The 2,877-nt window shown below is 62.6% G+C and carries 1 protein-coding gene and 2 pseudogenes; 2 read left to right on the top strand and 1 reads right to left on the bottom strand.

Going from position 1 to position 2,877, the window contains the following annotated elements; translation table 11 throughout:
- Positions 1-340, bottom strand: a pseudogene (locus EOA28_RS31335) (DNA polymerase IV); the annotation flags it as partial.
- 65 nt (positions 341-405) lie between these two features.
- On the opposite strand from EOA28_RS31335, the pseudogene EOA28_RS31330 reads away from it, so the two are divergent.
- Positions 406-974 (top strand): annotated as a pseudogene (locus EOA28_RS31330) (GNAT family N-acetyltransferase).
- Between the two features lie 101 nt (positions 975-1,075).
- Positions 1,076-2,656, top strand: coding sequence for a hypothetical protein (locus EOA28_RS31325; RefSeq protein ID WP_127253013.1), 1,581 nt, complete (start codon positions 1,076-1,078; stop codon positions 2,654-2,656).
- The last annotated feature ends 221 nt before the right edge of the window (positions 2,657-2,877 follow it).

Below are 2,877 nucleotides of genomic sequence, written 5' to 3'. Positions count from 1 at the left end.
CCGCTTCCGGGCAGAGTTCCAGCGCCTTGAACATCGGCATGGCCGAGCGAACGCCCTGGATGCGGGCGATGTAGCAGGCGGTGGAGACGACGCCGCGCCGGCCGCCGCCGACGATGACCGGCCGGTCCTTCAGCGCCGGATTGTCGCGCTTTTCGATCGCCGCGTAGAAGGCGTCGCAATCGATATGGGCGATCTTCAGCCGGTAGAGCTCGGCGTGTCGGACAAGGCGCGGACTGCCGCAGCGATCGCAGCGCCGCGTCTCAGAGCGCTGGAACGCCAGGCAGTCACGGCAAAAACCGTGTTCGGGATTGTTGACAGGAGCCGCCATCGCTGCGAACATAAAGAGAACAAACGCAATGGTACGACAGCGCAGGGCTGGCAACAAGCTTGGCCTGGGGAGAACGCATGAGCACGACCATAGCACCGCTGACCCCCGAGCGCTGGGCCGATTTCGAGGACCTCTTCGGCAAGCAGGGCGCCTGTTACGGCTGCTGGTGCACGCATTTCCGGCTGGCACCGGCGGAGCGCCGCGCCAGCGACAAGGAGCGCAATAAGGATCTTATCAAGTCGAGGCAGGTCCGCCGCCGGGGCTCCTGGCGTTCGAGGAGGGCAAGGCCGTCGGCTGGATGCAGGTCGGCCCGCGCGCAGACGTGCCCGAGTGGAACAATCAAGGGAGGGGTTCGGCGCCGGTTGACCCGGCCGACGCCGGCGACCCGGATGTCTGGGCGATCTCCTGCTTCTTCATCCGCGTCAAAGCGAGGGGCCGCGGCGTCACGCACCGGCTCGTCAAGGGCGGCATCGCCTTCGCCCGCGAGAATGGCGCGAGGCTGCTGGAAGCCTGCCCGATCGACCTGTCGCGCGATTCGCGTTCGATCGGGCTTTTCGTCGGTTCGTCGCGGGTGTTCGAGAAGGCCGGCTTCGAAAGGCTAGTGGAGCGCAAGCCCGGCCGGCCGCTGATGCGGCTGGTGCTTTAGCCGGATACGCTTTTGGCCTACAGTCGGCGTCTTGCGGCTGTAACGCTTCTTGCCTACCAGAAGCACCATTGTTTCGTCTTCCGACAGCACGGAGAACCGACGTGAAGCGTATTTTGCCACTTGCCTTTGCCCTCGCGCTCAGCGCGCCAGCCTTTGCCCAGACCGTGGACAATCAAGGCGCCAAGCAGCTTTCCGACGATCTGGCGCGCTATTTCGGCAAGCAGGCGTTCGACAAGGGCGTGCTCAAGGTTTCGGTGGAGGGCGACGCCTACAAGATCGCGCTCGACATCAAAGCGCTCGTCAATGCGGTGCCGGAGCAGAAGCTCCTGAAGTTCGACATGGCCCCGTACGCGCTGATGGTGAAGCCGCGCAGCGACGGGTCGTGGGACGTCTCGTCAAATTTCTCGCAGGGCGCCTCATTCGAGCTCGAAGGGCCGGAGGGCCGCCAGAGCATGGAATTCACGATCAAGGACGGCAAGCTGACCAGCGTCTACGATCCGGCCCTTGCGGCCTTCACCAATGCAACCAGCTCCTTGGCCGGGATGACAATGACGTCCCGGGACGCCAAGCAGCAGGCCGATGCCTCGACCGGCGCCGGCACCGCCACGGTTGTCGCGACCAAATCCGCCAGTGGCGGCGTCGACTTCAGGGCGACTCAAAAGGTCTCGGACTTCGTCGAGACCATCAAGATCAACGATGCCGACAACGGGATGAATTTTCCGCTTACCTTGAAAACGCCGGAACTTTCCGTTGACGCAAACGGCAAGGGCGTCCGGACCAAGCCGCTGCTCGACCTGCTCGCCTTTGCCGTGGCGAATGAGGACGAAGCGAAACTCAAGGCGAACCAGGCAGAGCTCAAATCGCTGATGCTGGCCGCGCTGCCGATCTGGCAAAGGATCGACGGCAATTACGGCTTCAAGGATTTCGAGGTGGAGAGCCCTGTCGGCAAGTTCGGGGCGAAGCAATTCAGCACCGCATTCGGCATGGACGGCGTCTCCCAGAACGGCAAGGTCGATTACACGATCAAGGCATCGGGGCTGACGATCCCGCATCAGACCCTGCCCGAATGGACCACCCCCTTGCTGCCAACCGACGTCGACCTGAATTTCGGCGGCGCCAATATCGATCTCGATACGATGGCGAAGAAGGCGATCGAAGCCTTTGATCTCAATAAGGAACCACCGCTTTCGGATGAATTCGGCAAGGCTCTGGTCGCCGATTTCAAGGCCAAGAATCCCAAGGTCGTCATCGGGCACAGCACGGTGAAAAACGGCGACATCGAGGTCGCGCTGGAAGGCGAGATGACATTTCCAGGCGAGAAACCGGATGCGAGCGTGACCATCGACGTCGCCGGCTATGACAAGATCGTCGATGCCCTGAAGGAAGGCGCCAAGAGCGATGAGCAGATGGCGCAGGCCTTTCCCTTTGCCCTGGCCGTCAAGGGCTTCGGCAAGACGTTGCCGGACGGTCGCCTGGAGTGGGTGATCAACACCAAGGCCGATGGGTCCGTCGCGGTCAATGGCGCTATGCTGAAGGGCCCGGACGAGGTCCAGGACGACAGCGCGGGACAGGACGACAATTCGAGCGGCGATGACGGCGCGAACGGAACGGACGATTCCACCGGAGGCGACGATTCGGACGGCGGCGACAATGGCGGGGCGGGCGCAAAGCTGCAGCCCTGAGCGTTTAAGCTAGTTCCCAGACACAGGGATCTTGAAGGGTTGCCGTTTGTTCCGGCGCAAGATTTTCCGTTCATTTCCGTGAACTCAGCGCAAACGCCTGGGATTGGTTGAAGCCGACTCCAACGTCGTCATTCTATGGCGGAGCAAGGAGCGGAGCGACGCGCGCAGACCATAGAATCCATGCCGTGACTTGGAAGCGCCGCCACGGTGCGGAATTCTGC

It is taken from the genome of Mesorhizobium sp. M2A.F.Ca.ET.067.02.1.1, assembly GCF_004023285.1.
In the GTDB taxonomy this organism is placed as follows: domain Bacteria; phylum Pseudomonadota; class Alphaproteobacteria; order Rhizobiales; family Rhizobiaceae; genus Mesorhizobium.
This window is presented reverse-complemented; position numbering and strand designations above follow the sequence as displayed.